This is a genomic window from Nocardia arthritidis (genome assembly GCF_011801145.1).
In the GTDB taxonomy this organism is placed as follows: Bacteria; Actinomycetota; Actinomycetes; order Mycobacteriales; family Mycobacteriaceae; genus Nocardia; species Nocardia arthritidis_A.
This window is the reverse complement of record NZ_CP046172.1, coordinates 6707237-6720769: the sequence shown is the minus strand read 5'-3', so window position 1 is coordinate 6720769 and position 13533 is coordinate 6707237. Positions and strand designations below refer to the sequence as shown.

Genomic DNA, 13533 nt, shown 5'->3' with positions numbered 1-13533 from the left:
ACCCGGATCACCCGCTCGGCGAACCGCCGCGGCGGTATGCCGTCGATCAGTAGCGGTCGACCTTCGGCGGGGTCGGCGCCTGGTAACCGGAGACGCCGACGGTGTCGTCGAACGCCTTCTTCCACGAACCGTCCGCGATGATCGCCTCGATGGCGTCGTTGACCTTGTTCCGGAACTCCTTATCGCCCTTCTTCAGGCCGATGCCGTAGTTCTCCGTGGTGAACGGCTTGCCGACGACCTTGTACGAACCGGCGCTCTGTGCGGCGTAGCCGGCCAGGATGATGTCATCGGTGGTGATCGCGTCGTAGGAACCCGCCTTCAGGCCCTCGAGGCACAGCGAGTACGTGTCCGGCGCCTGCAGCTGGGTGTCGGGGAAGTTCTTCTCGATGTTCTGGGCCGGGGTGGAGCCCTTCACCGAGCAGACCTTCTTGCCCTTCAGATCCTCCGGGCCGTTGATCGAGGTGTTGTCCTTGCGGACCAGCAGCGACTGACCCGCGACGTAGTACGGGCCCGCGAAATCGACCTTCTGCTTGCGGCTGTCGCTGATCGAGTAGGTGGCCACGATGTAGTCGACCTGGCCGTTCTCGATGAGCGTCTCGCGCTGCGGGGACGGCGACTCCTTGAAGGTGATGCCCTCCGGCTTCACACCAAGCTTGCCCGCCACCAGTTTGGCGATCTCGACGTCGAAGCCGCTGTAGGAGCCGTCCTTGTTGCGCAGGCCCAGGCCCGGCTGGTCGAACTTGATGCCGATGGTGAGTTTGCCGTCCTTGGCGTGGTCGAGCGCGGATTTGTTCGAGCTCCCGCCGCAGCCCGCGGTGGTGGCGGCTGCGACAGCCAGGGCGGTGACCCCGATACCCAGCCGAAGCGCACGGTTGATCCTCATCGAGTTTTCTCTCCCTCTCGTGGATTATTAAGGCGAGCTACAGCTCGGTAACACAGCTGAGCTCAGTGGCTCAATATCTTGCCGAGGAAGTCCTTGGCACGATCGGATTTCGGGGCGGTGAAGAAGGTTTCCGGGTGGGTGTCCTCGACGATCTGGCCGTCGGCCATGAAGAGCACCCGGTTGCCCGCGCGGCGCGCGAAGCCCATCTCGTGGGTGACCACGAGCATGGTCATACCCTCCTTGGCCAGGGAGACCATGACCTCGAGCACCTCGTTGACCATCTCCGGGTCCAGCGCCGAGGTGGGCTCGTCGAACAGCATCACCTTCGGGTTCATCGCCAGCGCGCGGGCGATGGCGACACGCTGCTGCTGACCACCGGACAGCTGGGCCGGATATTTTTCCGCCTGGTTGGCGATGCCGACGCGGTCGAGCAGTTCCATCGCCCGCTTGCGCGCGTCCTCCTTCTTCGTCTTGCGCACCTTCATCGGCGCCAGCATGACGTTCTCGACGATGGCCTTGTGCGCGAAGAGGTTGAACGACTGGAACACCATGCCGACGTCGGCGCGCAGCGCGGCGAGGGCCCGGCCCTCCTCCGGCAGCGGAACGCCGTCGATGGTGATCTCACCGGAATTGATCGGCTCGAGTCGGTTGATGGTGCGGCACAGCGTCGACTTCCCGGAACCCGATGGGCCGAGGACGATCACCACCTGTCCCTTGGGGACCTCGAGGTTGATGTCACGCAGTACATGCAGGTCGCCGAAGTGTTTGTCCACATTGCGCATCGAAATCATCGGCGCGCTCGTGGCGGCGCTTGCGTCCCCGGTGGTGGCGATCCCGGTCTTGGCGGGCGCGGCGGCGTCGTCGGTCATGGTCCAAGACCTTAAGGGGTAAAACCGGTTTTGCCCGAGTTTCGACGACACACCTGGGTCACAGAGGACGTCAACAGTCGATCACATCCATCATTGATTCGTCACCGAACGCGGTGAACGTCACATGCCCGTAACCTGCCGTACTAGTTGATATGCGGGTTGGACCTGGGCTTATGTGCGATCCCGGCGGGACGCGGCCGGTGCGCGGGAGCGATCGATCACATCCGCGGATCGTCCCGTAGCCCAAAGTTTTGGCGGCACGCCGCGATCTTCCCACTCGCGGGCGGCCGATGCGGCGCAATGGCGCGGGACGCACCCCCGTACTCTGTACGGGTGGTGGATTCGAGCGGAACCGCGGTGGCGCGGACACGCAGTTACGAGGTCCGCACCTTCGGTTGCCAGATGAACGTGCACGATTCCGAGCGCTTGTCCGGCTTGCTCGAGGATGCGGGCTATGTGAAGGCCGCGCCGGGCGCGACGGCCGACCTGGTCGTCTTCAACACCTGTGCGGTGCGCGAGAACGCCGACAACAAGTTGTACGGCACCCTCGGCCACCTCGCGCCGGTGAAGGCCGGGCGCCCCGGTATGCAGATCGCGGTCGGCGGTTGCCTGGCGCAGAAGGATCGCGACACCGTGGTGCGCAAGGCGCCGTGGGTGGATGTGGTGTTCGGCACGCACAACATCGGCTCGCTGCCGGTGCTGCTGGAACGTGCGCGGCACAATGCCGAGGCGCAGGTGGAGATCCTGGAATCGCTGGAGGCGTTCCCGTCGACGCTGCCCGCCAAGCGGGAGTCCGCGTACGCGGGCTGGGTGTCGATTTCGGTGGGCTGCAACAACACCTGCACCTTCTGCATCGTGCCGTCGCTGCGCGGCAAGGAGGTCGATCGCAGGCCGGGTGACATCCTCGCCGAGGTGCAAGCGCTGGTCGACCAGGGCGTCATCGAGGTGACGCTGCTCGGGCAGAACGTGAACTCCTACGGGGTGTCCTTCGCCGATCCCACCGAGGAACGCGACCGCGGCGCCTTCGCGAAGCTGTTGCGCGCCTGCGGGAATATCGACGGGCTGGAGCGGGTCCGGTTCACCTCGCCGCATCCGGCCGAATTCACCGACGACGTCATCGAGGCGATGGCGCAGACCCCGAACATCTGCCCGCAGCTGCATATGCCGCTGCAGTCCGGATCCGATCGGGTGCTCAAGGCGATGCGCCGCTCGTACCGTAGGTCGCGGTATCTGGGCATTATCGAAAAGGTAAGGGCCGCAATGCCGCACGCGGCCATCACCACCGACATCATCGTCGGGTTCCCGGGCGAGACCGAGGCCGATTTCCAGGAGACCCTGGACGTGGTCCGGCAGGCGCGGTTCACCAGCGCGTACACCTTCCAGTACTCCAAGCGGCCCGGCACCCCCGCCGCCGAAATGCCCGACCAGCTGCCCAAAGAGGTGGTGCAGGAGCGGTACGACCGGCTGATCGCGCTGCAGGAGGAGATCTCGCTCGACGCCAATCGCGCGCTGATCGGCAGCGAGGTGGAACTGCTTGTCGCCGAGGGCGCGGGCAAGAAGAACGCGGCCACCGCGCGGATGAGCGGCCGGGCGCGCGACGGCAGGCTGGTGCACTTCCGGCCCGGCGGCACCGCCGAGCCGATCCGGCCCGGCGATGTGATCACCGTCGACATCACCGATGCCGCACCGCATCACCTGATCGCGGATTCGGTCGTCAAAACGCACCGGCGCACCAGGGCCGGTGACGCGCACGAGGCCGGTGTCACGCCGAAGACCGCGCCGATCGGCGTCGGGCTCGGGCTGCCGCGCATCGGCGCGCCCGCTCCGGAACCGGCCGCCGCGGGCTGCTCGACGGGTTGCGACGTCTGATCATGGTTCGGGCCGGGTTCCGTTGTGCGCCACGGACTTCGGGTCGGCCGATCGGACCGGTGACCGAGCGGACTACGCTGGCCGGGGATCCGCCCGGTAGGCGGAAATGGTCGAGCCGCCGTGCGGGAATCGCACGACACAGGAGGTGACGTGATGACCGACGGTACGAATCCGACACCCGACGATCGCGCGGCAGATCCGGAACCCGATCCGACGGCCGGTGCTACTACTGGTCGTAGTGGGTCGGGTGCGGCGGCGGATAGCGCGGATGGCACAGTGGCTGATAACGAACCAGCCGAACGAAACGAGGGCTCCGTGAACTCGGTCGAGCACAGCAACGACTTCGAGAGCTTCCGCCAGGAGATCGACGATGTCGAGCGCCGCATCGCCGGTGAGATCGATCCCGGCGCGCGCGCCATGGTGGTGGCGGGCGCGGTGTTCGTGCTGCTGATCTCGCTGGTGTTGCCGCACGCGGGTGCCGCACGCGGCTTCGATGTGCTGCTCAATACCGATGCGTCGCACGCCGAGCACATCGGGTTGCCGTCGAAGGTCTTCGTCTGGTTCACCACGATCTTCGCGATCGGTTTCTCGCTGCTGGCGCTGATGACCCGGCGCTGGGTGCTGGCCTGGATCGCGGTCGCGGGGTCGTCGATCGCGAGCGTATTCGGCGTGCTGTCCATTTGGCATCGGCAGACGCCGGGTATCAACAACTATCACGGCGCCGGGCCGGGTATCGGTCTGATCCTGGGGGCCATCGCCGTCATCGTGCTGACCTTCCACTGGGTCCGCGTGGTGTGGAGCCGCACGATGCTGCAGCTGGAGGCGGAGGAGCAGCGCAGAATCGCGGCGGCGCAGGCCGAGGAGCGGGACCGCCGCCGACTCTCCGGCGAGTGAACTTCAGCGCGGTCGGGGCTGGACCCGGCGCAATCGGTGCCGCAACTTTCCGGCCGCGTCGAAGACCGCCGAGCCGATCCGAGCCGGAATGTACGGGCTGAACGGGACGTAGGGGACCGCCTCGAATCGCGGGTTCTCGTGCTGCGCAACCCAATTGCGAGCCGCCGCGACGCGCGCCCGGCCCATGAGGTGGTTCCACACCGGCCTGCGCTGCTTGGCCCAGGGCTCGAAGACGGCGGCGGCGAGATGACCGGGCGTCGGGTGGGCGCGGCGCAGGTACGCACCGAGTCGTGAGCCGAGCCGCTCGGCATCCTCGATCGCCAGGCTGGCGCCCATCCCGATGGTCGGTAGGAAGGCGTGGCAGGAGTCGCCGAGCAGCACGAGATTGCGGTCCTCGACGTACGGGTGCGGCAGCGGGTTGCTGTCGCGCATCGGCCACAGGTAGATCCGCGGGTTGTCCCAGTCGTCGATCAGTTCCAGCGACCGTGTCAGCAGCCCACCGTGGATCGGCGTGTTCTCGGCGAGCGTCCGGGCGAGCGCGTACTTGGTCGCCGCGGGGATCGCGGTCCACGGTGTGTCCGGTGCGAGTCCGTGCTCATCGAACAGCCGGGCCCTGGTCGGATGGTCGAAGCCGAGCGCGATGGCCAGCCGGTGCCTGCCGAGCGGAAAGAACGCGTTGGTGGCGAATCTGCCCTTGGTGAATTGGACGGTGCCGCCGTTGGCTATCGCCGGAAAGGTCACCGGTGTGCGCGGATCGGATGGATAGCCCTCGGCGAGCGATTCAGCGCGTGGCAGGCCCTGGGCTGAATGCCGTATTCGACACCGGGATAGTCCGTCATGCCGCGGTTGCGGTCGAGGATCGTGAGCTGGGTATCGGTCGATTCGGTGGTCTTCTCCAGGGCGAGTGCGACTGTCAGGCCGGTCGGGCTCTGGCACAGGCCGAGTGTGATCTCCTCGCGCCACGTCCCGCCCAGCCAGAGCGCCAACAGATCGTCGGCGGCTCGCTCGACGTCATCGGTTCGGATGATCCCGAGCTCGGCGGCCCGTCCGACGAGGCGAATCACCACGGTTCGGCCACGCTGCGGCCCCGCGGCGAAGAACCGGCGGACCAGGTCGCTGCCCCGGTACGGCTCGAACGCGAAAATCCGGTCGAAGGCCAGGATGTCGGGGCTCACCAGCAGTGCGATCAGCGCCTCGCCGCATCGCGTGAGCTGGGCGACCGGATCGGGCAGGTCGTCGGTGCCGAGCACGGCATGTTCGAGCCTGCTCGCCTCACCCTCGACGATGGCCTCCAGCAAGGACACCTTGTCGCCGAAATGGCCGAACACCGTCCGCTTGGAAACTCCGGCGCCCGCGGCGACGGCATCCATGGTCGCGCGCTCGAAACCCTTGTCGAGGAATTCGGCTCGCGCCGCGGCCAGGATCGCGTCGCGCTTGGCGAGATCGACCGGCCGGCCCGGACCTCGATGCGTCGACATGCGCGTGGGTCAGCGGTTGCTGACGGCCCCCTCCGCCGCCTCCGCCCATTCACGCCACTGCTTGGCCTGCTCGAGCGCCTTCTCCGCATCCCGCTTGTTGCCCGCCGCTTGGGCTTTCGCGGCCTGCTCCTCGAATTGCGCCACCCGCTCGCGGAATTGGGCCGCGCGGGCCACCGCCTCCGGATCGGTGCGCCGCCACTGCGCGTCGACCGCGTCGCGGACCCGCTTCTCGATGCCGCGCAGCTTGCTCTCGAGTTCCTGCATGCGCTCGCGCGGCACCTTGCCGATCGCGTCCCACCGGTCCTGCAGCTCGCGCAGCTGGGCGCGGGCGGTGTCCAGATCGGCGGACGGGTCGATGTTCTCGTACGCGCGCAGCAGTTCTTCCTTGGCCGTCGCGTTGTGCTCGAATTCGGCGTCGCGTTCGGATACCGCGGCGTTGCGCGCCGCGAAGAACACGTCCTGCGCGCTCTTGAACCGTCGCCACAGCGCCTCGTCGGCCTCGCGCGGGGCCCGGCCCGCCGCCTTCCACTCCGCGAGCAGATCGCGGAAGACGCCCGCGGTGCCGACCCAGTCGGTGGAGCCGGACAGCTCCTCCGCGCGGGCGCACAGCTCCTCCTTGCGCGTCTTCGCGGCCGCACGCTCCCGGTCCAGCTCGGCGAAATGCGCACCGCGCCTGCGGTTGAACGCCTCACGGGCCTTGGAGTACCGCTTCCACAGCGCATCGTCCACCTTGCGGTCGACGCCGCGAATGGATTTCCACTCGTCCAGGATTTCGCGCAGCCGATCGCCCGCGGCCTTCCACTGGGTGGATTCGGCGGCGATCTTCTCCGCCTCGGCGGCCAGCGCCTCCTTGCGCTCGGTGTGCTCGTGGCGGGTCCGCTCCTTCTCCTCCTTGGCGTGCGCGGCCGCCTCCTCGGAGTGTTCGGCTATCGCGGCCAGCCGCTGGGCCAGCCCGTCGATATCGCCGATGACGGCGGCGGTCGGCAGGGATTCGGCGAGTTGGGTGGCGGCGGCCCTGGTCTTACGGGCATCGGCGCCCGCGGCCAGCCGCGCCTCCAGCAGGGCGACCTCGGTGGCCAGATCGTCGAAGCGGCGGCCGAAATGCGCGAGACCCTCGGCGGCGTCACCAGCCTGCCAGGAACCGACAACGCGTTCGCCATCGGCCGTTTTCACCCACGCGGTACCGTCCTCGTCGACCCGGCCCCACAGGCTCGGATCGCTGACGGTCGGGACGACCACCGGATGTGGATGTGGCTGCGCCGGGCCCGGCGTCGGTTTCGCCGCATGCGGTTTGGGCGGGCGGGGTGTCGAGCCACCGGGCTTCGGCGCGCCGGACGGTCGCGGTGCCGTGCCGGGGGTGGCCTTCGCGGTTCCGTTGCTGTCGGTCATAGCTCCTCGTCCCTGCCGCGCGTCACGGCTGCCTGGTTACGCCCTAGCTCATCCCATTGAACCCGGTTTGAGCCCTACAAACCATCGATCGGCGCCCTCCCAGAGCGGATACTTACACAACTCGACCCGCGATGACCTGGGATGTAGCACTTCGAACACTATCAATGTCGGCCGAGTTTGCGGCATAGACACTCGAACCCCGCAGGTCCGGGCGGTATGCGCGGCGGGCCGGGTGCGCGGCGTGCGACCGCGGTGGGCCGGATGCCCGGGTACCAGTGGCGCGTATCACCGTCGTGGCAAACGACTACGGTTACGGCGTGTTCTCCGTTGCCGCCCTGGTCCCGTCGCCGCCGATACTGGTACCCGAACTCTGCGGTGCGGCCCCCGAGACGGACGGTCCGGCCCGGCTGCGCGCCGCCGCGCTCACCGCGGCGCAGGCGCTCGCCGGGCTGCGCGAGTGGACGGCGATCGGCGTCGGCGCGGCCGATCAGGTGCTCGGACCGGATGCGCTCGGCACGTTTCGCGGCTTCGGCGCGGATGTGCGGGCCGGGCTTTCGGCTCGGGCCCTCGGCGCGACGCCGGATCCGGAGCTACCGCTGCCAGCGTTGATAGCGGGGTGGTTGCGCGGTGTTGTCGCGCCTGATGCGACGGTGACGGTGCGGATCATCGCCGCCGATACCGAGGCCGCGCGCTGCGCGTCGATCGGTAGCGCGCTGCGTGCCGAACTCGATCGCGCGCCCGAGCCGTCGGGAGTGCTCGTACTCGGCGACGGCGCGGCGACCCTGTCGTTGAAGGCGCCCGGCTATCTGGACGAACGAGCGGCCGCGGCGCAGGCGGCGCTCGACCGGGCCTTGGCCATCGGCGATCTCGGTGCGCTCGCCACGCTCGATCCCACTCTCTGCGACGAATTGATGCTGTCCGGCCGGGCCGCGTACCAGGTGCTGGCGGGACTGTTCGCCGCCGACGCGCGCCCGCCCGCGATCGAAACCCTTTACCAGGACGCGCCTTTCGGCGTCGGCTACGACGTCGCGGTCTGGCGTCCCGATGCGGAAGGTGGCGCGGTATGACGAATCCTGTTCCCGCGCAACGATCATCCGCGATCCGGCCGGTCGCCGTCGTCGGGCCCACCGCGACCGGCAAATCGGAGCTCGGGCTCGCGCTGGCCGAACGGCTCGACGGCGAGATCGTGAATATCGATGCGATGCAGCTGTATCGCGGGATGGACGTCGGCACCGCGAAACTCACGGTGGCCGAACGCCGCGGCATTCCGCACCACCAGCTCGACGTGCTCGAGGTGACCGAAACCGCCAGCGTCGCCGCGTATCAGGCGGCCGCCGCCGCGGACGTCACCGGCATCATGGCCCGCGGGCGCACGCCGGTCATCGTCGGTGGTTCGATGATGTATGTGCAAGCGCTGCTGGATGATTGGGAGTTCCCGGCGACCGATCCGCAGGTGCGCGCGCGGTGGGAGGCGGTGCTGGCCGACGGCGGCGTCGCCGCGGTGCACGAGGCGCTGCGCGCCGCGGATCCGGTTGCCGCGGCCACGATTCTGCCCACCGACGGCCGCCGGATGGTGCGCGCGCTGGAGGTGGTCGAGATCACCGGTAAGCCGTTCGCCGCGTCTGCTCCGGCGATCGGCGAACCACGGTGGGGGACAAGGATTATCGGCGTCGACCGGGATACCTCGGAGCTGGACGCCAGGATCGGGCTGCGCACCGCCGCCATGTTCGACGGCGGATTGGTCGACGAGGTGCGCGGGTTGCTTGCGCACGGCCTGCGCGACGGGCAGACCGCGCGGCGCGCCATCGGCTACGCACAAGTCCTGGCCTACCTGGACAACGAATACGACCTGAGTCATGCGCAGGAACGCACCCTGATCGGCACCCGGCGCTATGTCCGGCGGCAGCGCTCGTGGTTCCGCCGGGATCCGCGGGTGCGCTGGGTGGACGGCGCCGACCCTCGGCTGGTGGACGCGGCGCTGCAAATGCTCGACGAGATGGAACGGACCCCACAGTGACCAGACGTGTCAGTACTCGCAACGCATCGGTCCAGGTGTGGCAGGCCTATCTGAACAATCGCGGTAAACGCCACCGCGACGGCCGCTTCCTGGTGCAGGGCGTGCGTCCGATCAACCAGGCGGTCGCCAACGGCTGGCCGCTGGAGACGCTGCTGTACCGGCTCGGTGCGCCCGATCTATCCGGCTGGGCCCGCGAACTGCTCGACACCAGCGGCGTTCCCGCCGTCGGCCTGGTGCCCGAGTTGATGGCCGAACTCGGCGAAAAGGCAACGGGCACACCGGAATTGGTGGCAGTCGCAATGACGCGGGATCCGGCGCTGGAGACCTTCGAACCGGGGGAGCCCGGTGAAGACGCGCCTGTTGTCGTCGTATTCGACCGGCCCAATTCGCCGGGCAACCTCGGCACCCTGATCCGGTCCGCCGACGCGTTCGGGGCCTGCGGGGTGATCGTCACCGGGCACGGCGCGGACCAGTACGACCCGCAGGCGGTGCGCGCCTCGACCGGATCGCTGTTCGCGGTGCCGGTGCTGCGGGCCGCGGGTCCGGCGCAGGTGCTCGAATTCCGGGATCGCCAGGTCGCGCGCGGCATCTCGACGCGCATCGTCGGAACCGACGAAAAGGGTGCGCGGGCGATCTACGACCATGACCTCACCGAGGCGACCATCCTGGTCATCGGCAACGAGACCAGCGGAATGAGCGCGGCCTGGCTGCAGGCCTGCGACGATACGGTGCACATCCCGATGGGCGGCACCGCGAGCTCACTGGGCGCGCCGTCCGCGGCCGCCGCCGCGCTCTACGAAATTTCCCGGCAGCGCCGGACGTTTGCCAGATGAACCCGGGCGCGGCGCGGGCGCGAATCGACTGGGAGGATGCAGGCGTGCTGGATATCGAGTTCACCAAAGGCCATGGCACCCAGAACGACTTCGTGGTGCTGCCCGACGAGGACCTGCGGCTGGAGCTGACGCCGGAGCGGGTCGCCGCGCTGTGCGACCGGCAGCGCGGGCTCGGCGCCGACGGTGTGCTGCGGGTGGCGCGCGCCGGTGCGTTGCTGGAAGCCGGTGTGCTGGACGCGATCCCGGCCGGTATCGGCGCGGACGACTGGTTCATGGATTACCGCAACGCGGACGGTTCGATCGCGGAGATGTGCGGTAACGGGGTCCGGGTGTTCGCGCACTATTTGGCCGCTACCGGGCGCGAATCCCGGGACGAATACGTGGTCGGCAGCCGCGGGGGCGCGCGTCCGGTCACCGTGCACGCGAGCGACGCGGTGAACGGCGAGGTCACCGTCGGGATGGGTCGGGTCGGCGAGCTCGGCAAATCCACCGCCACCATCGGGGGCTGGGGATACCCGGGCATCGGGATCGATGTCGGCAATCCGCATCTGGCTTGCGTCGATCCGGGAATGTCCGCCGAAGGACTGGCCAAACTGGATCTGACCGTCGCGCCCGGATTCGATCCGGATCTGTTTCCCAACGGGGTGAACGTCGAAATCCTCACCGCGCTCGACGCGGATGGCGGCGTCGATATGCGGGTGTACGAGCGCGGCGTCGGCGAAACGCGTTCCTGTGGGACGGGGACGGTCGCCGCGGCCGCGGCGGCGCTGGCGCACGAGGGATTCCGGATCGGCGAGGACACCGGGGAGGTCACCGTTCGCGTGCCGGGCGGTCGGCTGCGGGTGCGGCTCGCGAACGGGGAGGCGTGGATGCGCGGCCCGTCGGTGCTGGTCGCCAGCGGTCGCATCGCCTCGGCCTGGTGGTCCGCGCAGTAGAGGTATGCGCGGGCAATTGCGTTTTCGCGCGTTTCGGGATTGCTGAGCTGTCGCTTGGCGGCCCACGTACCGGTCGCTCGCGGCGAGGTCTGTCCCATCCGGCGCCTCCACGTCCCGACTTCGAGGACAGGAACCGGCGGCGGCCGGTCGTTCGTTGTGCTGATGCGAGCAGGCCGTTGCCGGATGACGGTCGCCGCGCCGGGGCGGATATCCGGATGCGACGAATGGCTGCCGCGTGGCAGCATTGAGGATGTATGAGGAAATCAGAGACGTATGACATTACTTCGGCGGACGCGAGCGAAATCGACGTGACCGCCGATGACGCCGTGTTCGACGACGCCACCGATGTGGTGGCGGAGCATAAGGCGCGAATGGCCCGCAACGGCTGGAGCGCCGAGCCCACCGCGGGCGAGTTGCAGCTCGAGGAGCGCACGTCGCTGCGTCGAGTCGCGGGGCTGTCCACCGAACTCGCCGACGTCACCGAGGTCGAGTACCGGCAGCTGCGTCTGGAACGCGTTGTGCTGGTTGGTGTTTGGACCACGGGCACGGCCGCCCAGGCGGATGCGAGCATGACCGAGCTCGCGCTGCTCGCCGAGACCGCCGGTTCGCAGGTGTTGGAGGGTTTGATCCAGCGCAGGGATAAGCCGGACCCGGCCACCTATATCGGTTCCGGCAAGGCCGATGAGCTGCGGGCGGTGGTGCTGGAAACCGGTGCCGACACCGTCATCTGCGACGGTGAGCTGACCCCGGCGCAGTTGACCGCGCTGGAAAAGGTGGTCAAGGTCAAGGTGATCGACCGGACCGCGCTGATCCTGGACATCTTCGCCCAGCACGCCACCTCCCGCGAGGGCAAGGCGCAGGTCGCGCTGGCACAGATGGAGTACATGCTGCCGCGGCTGCGCGGTTGGGGTGAGTCCATGTCCCGGCAGGCCGGTGGCCGCGCGGGCAGCAACGGCGGTGTCGGTCTGCGTGGTCCCGGTGAGACCAAGATCGAAACCGATCGTCGGCGCATTCGCGAGCGAATGGCCAAGCTGCGCCGCGAGATCCGGGAGATGAAGACCGCGCGCGACACGATGCGTTCGCGCCGCAACTCCAGCGGCATCCCTTCAGTGGCCATCGTCGGCTACACCAATGCGGGCAAATCGAGCCTGATGAACGCGCTCACCGGATCCGGTGTGCTGGTGCAGGACGCGCTGTTCGCCACCCTGGACCCGACCACCCGTCGGGCCGCGCTGGACGACGGCCGCGAGGTGGTGTTCACCGACACCGTCGGATTCGTGCGGCACCTGCCCACCCAGCTGGTCGAGGCGTTCCGCTCCACCCTGGAGGAGGTGACCGGCGCCGACCTGCTGCTGCACGTGGTCGACGGATCCGATCCGCTGCCCGCCGAACAGATCAAGGCGGTCCGCGAGGTCATCACCGACGTCATCAAGCAGTCGAAGCTGCCGGCTCCGCCGGAACTGTTGGTGGTCAACAAGATCGACGCGATCGCCCCGATGGAGCTGACCAGGTTGCAGGCCCAGCTTCCGGACGCCGCCTTCGTTTCCGCGCACACCGGCGCGGGCATCGATGCCCTGCGCGCCCGGCTCGGCGACCTGCTCGGCGGACTCGACGTGGAGATCAGCGTGCTGCTCCCGTACAGCCGCGGCGACCTGCTCGCCCGCATCCACGCCGACGGGCGCATCGTGAGCTCGACGCATGAGGAAGGCGGTGCCCGGGTGCACGCGCGGGTGCCGCATGCGCTGGCGGCGGCGCTTGCCGAGTACGCGCACGCGGGTGGCGCTGCGGCACAAGCGTGAATCCGTTGGCGTGATCGGTACGTTCGGCGTGATCGGTACGTTCGGTTGCGCCGCTACGACGATGGGATCGCCTGAGATTGCGGCTGAGGTACGCCGGTAGGTGGCGTTCCGGGCTCCGCTTGAATGGGGAGGTGTCGGTGCGGCGAGTGGGTGGCCGCGCCGCTACGACGACGGAATCGCCCGAGGTGAGCGCGGGGTTGCGTTGGTCGGTGGCGTTGCGGGCTCCGCTTCGGTGGGGAGGTGTCGGTGCGTCGAGAGCGTGGCCGCGCCGCTACGACGACGGAATCGCCCGAGGTGGGTGCGGGGTTGCGTTGCGAGCGGTGCGGCGGTTACGCACCACGGATGGCGTTGTTCCCGCGTAGGTTTCAGCTTTTCGCGCTTGTAATCGTCAGCATGGGAAAGCTGAATGTTTGCGCAGGAGAACATGGTGTGAGTCGCGCAAGGTAGTTGTTGTCTAACTCGGAGCGACAATTCAGGCTCGCATCCGTTGTTGTCGCTCAGAGTTAGACAACAACCACAACCCGACCCAGACCGCTGGCGACTTCGTGGCTATCTTTGTGTGCGTAG

Annotated in this window: 12 protein-coding genes; 7 read left to right on the top strand and 5 right to left on the bottom strand. The window is 68.3% G+C overall.

All coding sequences use genetic code 11. The annotated features are described in order from the left end of the window. Positions 1–46 precede the first annotated feature (46 nt). Together F5544_RS30440 and F5544_RS30435 are read right to left on the bottom strand one after the other, a co-directional pair. Positions 47–883 carry a glutamate ABC transporter substrate-binding protein gene (locus F5544_RS30440; RefSeq protein ID WP_167476360.1) on the bottom strand — a complete coding sequence of 279 codons (837 nt, stop codon included), beginning with the start codon at positions 881–883 and terminating at the stop codon, positions 47–49. Positions 884–945: 62 nt separating this feature from the next. Continuing rightward, complete coding sequence (locus F5544_RS30435) at positions 946–1674, bottom strand: amino acid ABC transporter ATP-binding protein (RefSeq protein ID WP_167479584.1); 729 nt, start codon at positions 1672–1674, stop codon at positions 946–948. 378 nt (positions 1675–2052) lie between these two features. Here F5544_RS30435 and miaB point away from each other — a divergent pair, with 378 nt between their 5' ends. After that, a complete protein-coding gene (miaB, locus tag F5544_RS30430; RefSeq protein WP_167476359.1) occupies positions 2053–3621 on the top strand; it encodes a tRNA (N6-isopentenyl adenosine(37)-C2)-methylthiotransferase MiaB in 1569 nt (522 codons plus the stop codon). A 315-nt stretch (positions 3622–3936) separates the two neighbouring features. Then, positions 3937–4515 carry an Rv2732c family membrane protein gene (locus F5544_RS30425; protein WP_167476358.1) on the top strand — a complete coding sequence of 193 codons (579 nt, stop codon included), beginning with the start codon at positions 3937–3939 and terminating at the stop codon, positions 4513–4515. Positions 4516–4518: 3 nt separating this feature from the next. Here F5544_RS30425 and F5544_RS30420 read toward each other — a convergent pair whose 3' ends face one another. From F5544_RS30420 to F5544_RS30410, 3 genes are read right to left on the bottom strand one after another with little or no spacing between them, the layout of a single operon-like run. Continuing rightward, a complete protein-coding gene (locus tag F5544_RS30420; RefSeq protein ID WP_167476357.1) occupies positions 4519–5256 on the bottom strand; it encodes an FAD-dependent oxidoreductase in 738 nt (245 codons plus the stop codon). Then, a complete protein-coding gene (locus F5544_RS30415) occupies positions 5253–5993 on the bottom strand; it encodes a TetR/AcrR family transcriptional regulator (protein WP_167476356.1) in 741 nt (246 codons plus the stop codon). The genes F5544_RS30420 and F5544_RS30415 overlap by 4 nt, the downstream gene beginning before the upstream one ends. A gap of 9 nt (positions 5994–6002) precedes the next feature. Continuing rightward, positions 6003–7382: a DUF349 domain-containing protein gene (locus F5544_RS30410; RefSeq protein WP_167476355.1), complete on the bottom strand. Its 1380-nt coding sequence runs from the start codon at positions 7380–7382 to the stop codon at positions 6003–6005. 293 nt (positions 7383–7675) lie between these two features. Between F5544_RS30410 and F5544_RS30405 the strand changes: the two genes are divergently transcribed. The 5 genes from F5544_RS30405 to hflX all read left to right on the top strand — a co-directional run bounded on the left by F5544_RS30405 (position 7676) and on the right by hflX (position 12966). Next, on the top strand, positions 7676–8449 hold the full coding sequence (locus F5544_RS30405; protein ID WP_428847079.1) for a hypothetical protein: 774 nt from the start codon (positions 7676–7678) through the stop codon (positions 8447–8449). Then, positions 8446–9399 (top strand): tRNA (adenosine(37)-N6)-dimethylallyltransferase MiaA, encoded by a 954-nt coding sequence (gene miaA / locus F5544_RS30400; protein WP_167476354.1) that lies wholly within the window; start codon positions 8446–8448, stop codon positions 9397–9399. The genes F5544_RS30405 and miaA overlap by 4 nt, the downstream gene beginning before the upstream one ends. Then, entirely contained in the window at positions 9396–10232 is an 837-nt protein-coding gene (locus F5544_RS30395) for a TrmH family RNA methyltransferase (protein WP_167476353.1), read from the top strand. The genes miaA and F5544_RS30395 overlap by 4 nt, the downstream gene beginning before the upstream one ends. Beyond that, positions 10229–11167 carry a diaminopimelate epimerase gene (gene dapF, locus F5544_RS30390; protein WP_174867446.1) on the top strand — a complete coding sequence of 313 codons (939 nt, stop codon included), beginning with the start codon at positions 10229–10231 and terminating at the stop codon, positions 11165–11167. The genes F5544_RS30395 and dapF overlap by 4 nt, the downstream gene beginning before the upstream one ends. Positions 11168–11538: 371 nt before the next feature. After that, complete coding sequence (gene hflX, locus F5544_RS30385; RefSeq protein ID WP_167479581.1) at positions 11539–12966, top strand: GTPase HflX; 1428 nt, start codon at positions 11539–11541, stop codon at positions 12964–12966. The last annotated feature ends 567 nt before the right edge of the window (positions 12967–13533 follow it).

What these genes read in the sequence shown, in the direction of transcription:
- miaA (WP_167476354.1), top strand. Translation starts at nt 8,446, where the DNA reads ATGACGAATCCTGTTCCCGCGCAACGATCATCCGCGATCCGGCCGGTC.
- F5544_RS30415 (WP_167476356.1), bottom strand. Translation starts at nt 5,993, where the DNA reads ATGTCGACGCATCGAGGTCCGGGCCGGCCGGTCGATCTCGCCAAGCGC.
- F5544_RS30435 (WP_167479584.1), bottom strand. Translation starts at nt 1,674, where the DNA reads ATGATTTCGATGCGCAATGTGGACAAACACTTCGGCGACCTGCATGTA.
- miaB (WP_167476359.1), top strand. Translation starts at nt 2,053, where the DNA reads ATGGCGCGGGACGCACCCCCGTACTCTGTACGGGTGGTGGATTCGAGC.
- F5544_RS30410 (WP_167476355.1), bottom strand. Translation starts at nt 7,382, where the DNA reads ATGACCGACAGCAACGGAACCGCGAAGGCCACCCCCGGCACGGCACCG.
- hflX (WP_167479581.1), top strand. Translation starts at nt 11,539, where the DNA reads ATGGCCCGCAACGGCTGGAGCGCCGAGCCCACCGCGGGCGAGTTGCAG.
- dapF (WP_174867446.1), top strand. Translation starts at nt 10,229, where the DNA reads ATGAACCCGGGCGCGGCGCGGGCGCGAATCGACTGGGAGGATGCAGGC.
- F5544_RS30440 (WP_167476360.1), bottom strand. Translation starts at nt 883, where the DNA reads ATGAGGATCAACCGTGCGCTTCGGCTGGGTATCGGGGTCACCGCCCTG.